Source organism: Zhongshania sp., from assembly GCF_041584495.1.
GTDB lineage: Bacteria > Pseudomonadota > Gammaproteobacteria > Pseudomonadales > Spongiibacteraceae > Spongiibacter.
On record NZ_JBFHDY010000206.1, the window covers coordinates 1 to 3,244 of the forward strand.

2 protein-coding genes, 1 pseudogene and 1 other annotated feature are annotated in these 3,244 nt (G+C 48.6%); of the genes and pseudogenes, 1 reads left to right on the top strand and 2 read right to left on the bottom strand.

Annotated elements, in window-relative coordinates:
- Window positions 1–2,079 (bottom strand): TonB-dependent receptor (locus ABYP33_RS18050; protein ID WP_373092636.1); only part of this gene is annotated, 2,079 nt, incomplete at its 3' end.
- A 332-nt stretch (window positions 2,080–2,411) separates the two neighbouring features.
- On the opposite strand from ABYP33_RS18050, the pseudogene ABYP33_RS18055 reads away from it, so the two are divergent.
- Window positions 2,412–3,081, top strand: a pseudogene (locus ABYP33_RS18055) (IS3 family transposase); the annotation flags it as partial.
- Window positions 2,690–2,824, top strand: a sequence feature (AL1L pseudoknot). (Overlaps the previous pseudogene by 135 nt.)
- Here the strand turns inward: ABYP33_RS18055 and ABYP33_RS18060 are convergent.
- The coding region (locus ABYP33_RS18060) for a hypothetical protein (RefSeq protein ID WP_373092637.1) at window positions 3,016–3,244 on the bottom strand (229 nt) is incomplete at its 5' end. The pseudogene ABYP33_RS18055 and the gene ABYP33_RS18060 sit on opposite strands and share 66 nt — an antisense overlap.

Sequence of the window (3,244 nt, forward strand, 5' to 3'; positions counted from 1 at the left end):
AGCATTCATCCAGCCTAAGTGAAAATTAACGAGAGCATAGCTTTCTTGTGTTTCCGTCTTTAGGTTATCCGGGCCAAAATAGACATCATCGGCCCAGCTGAAGTCAACCATGGTATACACACGGCCTATCTGATTGAGATTGTATTCGTAACGAGCACTCCCAGACACATTAAACTTGGGGGTCATAACGGGACGATTACCATCAATCAGTTGGCCATTGAAGGTGTCATTAGAGCCTGCGACGTATTCTGCATTCAAATAGCCGGCACCTAGTGTTAAGGTCACGCCTGCTACGGGCTCGATTAGTAGGTCGGCTTCCATCCCCCAAATCTCGGCATCGGACACGTTAGCCATAACTGATTGTGGGGTGTCGTCTACTATAATAGTACCTTGAGCCTGCACATTCTGATAATCAGTGTAGAACGCTGCGACGTTGTAGGTCATTAGCAGGTCGTCAGTCAAGCGGCCTTTCACGCCAAGCTCGAAGACGGTGATGTCTTCGGGAGCTGCTTTCGTTACATTGCTTTCGTCACCAGGGTACAGCGTGTTGTAAGCACCACTTTTGAAACCTGTTGAGATACTGCTGTATAGGAGCTGATCCTCAGCAAAGCTCCAGTCTAATGCTAGGCGCCAGGTCGTTTTATTGGCGTCTAAGGTACGTGACACATTGTATGCTTGTGTGCCATTTCTGGTGCCAGCTTCGCCATTGCTCGATATTGCGGCGATTTCATTAATGTCGCGACTATCAACGGTGTAGCGAGCGCCCGCGGTAAAATTAATATTGTTGGGAAGTGCCCAGGTGCCTTGTGCAAAGGCGGCGCTGGTTTCTACATCTTGTTCGGCAAAGCTACCATAGCCATTGGCAAGCTGAGGGTAAGTGACAGTGAAAAAGCGGGAGTCTTTGTAGTGGTACAGTCCGGTAACCCAGTCTAGATTGTTTGTGCTGCCACCCCAGCGAAGCTCTTGGCTCATTTGATCGTGTTGTACATAAAACGCCAAGGCGTATAACTCAGCGTCTGAGTTGTCGGCGTCCAGTAGATGATATTTTTCAACGGTATCGTAACTGGTGATTGATGTTAGATGGCTATTCCCTAAATCCCATTCTGCTTTTAGCCAAGCGCCATGGTTTTCATTTTCAATGGGCGATTCGGCGAGGTCGGATATCACTTTTTCGGGGTCGTCTCCGCGTTCGGTTCGCCCAGTACTGTAATCCATACATTGCGAGGCTTGTATTTGGCTCAGTGTACAGGTCTCTCCGGTGTCAGGATCTCCCTTGCCATAAAAGGCGCGCTGATCGTTTTCACCTTCGTAGTTGCCGTAATGCACATTGGCGGTCAATGTTACCGTGTCGGTAATATCAGACTCTAGAGTCAGTCGGGCAGCATCATTAGTATCGATATCGCCGAAATCTTTTGCTGCACCTGGAACAGTGCTTTCGTTGTCTTGCCAGCCATCGCGAGTGTTGGTGAAAATGGCTAGTCTTCCGCGAACTTTGTCACTAAGGGGGCCAGATACGGCTGCCTCGAGTGTTTTACTGTTATAGGAGCCAATCGTTGTTTGTACATAACCCTCAAATTCTTCAGTAGGCCGGCGGCTAAAAAACTGCACTAAACCACCGGTACTGTTACGTCCGTAGAGTGTCCCCTGAGGGCCACGTAAAACTTCGACTCGGTCTAGGTCGTAAAGTTGCCCATTTTGAATGGCAGGGCTTCCTAAATAAACTTCATCTACGTATATCGCAACAGAGGCTTCATTTGTGTCTGTGAAATCCAAGAGTGTGACACCGCGAATATTAAAAATGGGGAAGCCCGTGCCACTCGTCGGTAACTGGGCTGTTACGTTTGGTGTCTGGGCAAATACGTCAATGGGGGTATCCATCCCCATTTGTTCCATTGCTTCACCACTTAACGCGGTCATTGAAATAGGGACGTCTAAAATACTTTGTGCCCGGTGCTGGGCAGTAACGACAACTTCCTCTATAACTCGGCTGTTACTATCTGCGGCAAGAGTATTACAACTGAAGGCTAGGGCTGAGATAGATGTGATCGCAGCGCCTAGATATTTTTTTCGATTATTCATTACATTCACCTTGCATTTATAGGTTCTATAGCGGTTCTTATTCACGCCAAAATTCCCAGTTTAGTGGCAGGCTGTAGAGTGGCTGGAAATAGGAATTTGACGGAGCAAATCAGCCTGAGTTTACATACTAGACCAAAGGTATGTTCGTGTGTAGGGGGTAATAACCGGGTCAGTGAAGTTGCTAAAATATTGGAGTGAAAAGACCTGTTGGTCACAGAAAGCAAAATCAAATCAGAGATTTTTCTCCCTATTATCTGCGTGGCTACGTAACTCCACTAAGCATGAATCACCCCGGGTTGATCGGAGGACAATTTTCTTTAGAGGGTTAGCTTATGAACAGACGCCCCGGATATCCCAAGGAAGTACGCGAACGCGCAGTGCGACTGGTGCTAACCAGTGGACATGGCTATTCATCTCGTTGGGCTGCGACTCAGTCAGTGGCAGCCAAGATTGCTTGCACACCTGAAACGCTAAGGACATGGATCAATAAGATTGAGGTTGATTCTGGCACCAAGCTCGGTGTTCGTAGCGATCAATTGAAGCGGACAAAGGAACTTGAACGCGAAGTACGTGAGCTGAAACGCGCCAATGAAATTTTACGCAAGGCAGCGGCTTTTTTCGCCCAGGCGGAGCGCGACGGGCAGGCTACCTGCGCAAGCAAACCGAAGTGATGGTGGCTTTTATTGACCAACATCGTGCTGCATATGGTGTCGAGCCAATCTGCAAGGAATTGCCGATTGCACCGTCCACATACCACCATCGTAAAATGATTGAGCAGTAGCCAGAAAAGCGCAGCGCCCGCGCTCGGCGTGACGACGTTTTGTCATGTGAGATCAAGCGTGTTTGGGACGAGAGTCATCGCATTACGGCGCGCGTAAGGTGTGGTAACAACTGAAGCGAGAATTGATAGCGGCACCACGCTGTACGGTTGAGCAATTAATGAAACGGCTGGGTATAGAAGGTGTGCGACGCGGTAAAGGCTGTATCACGACAATGCCCGACGAGGCTATAAACCCCACAAGCCGCTGAATTGCGGGGTTTATAGCTTCGTCGAGGGTTCGAACCTCGCTCTGCCACCATTAAAAAACTTGCTGAATCAGTAGTTTTTTCGTCTGAATGTTTTGGTGTGCCATCGGTATACCGAAAAAATTGCCGCCGCTTATCA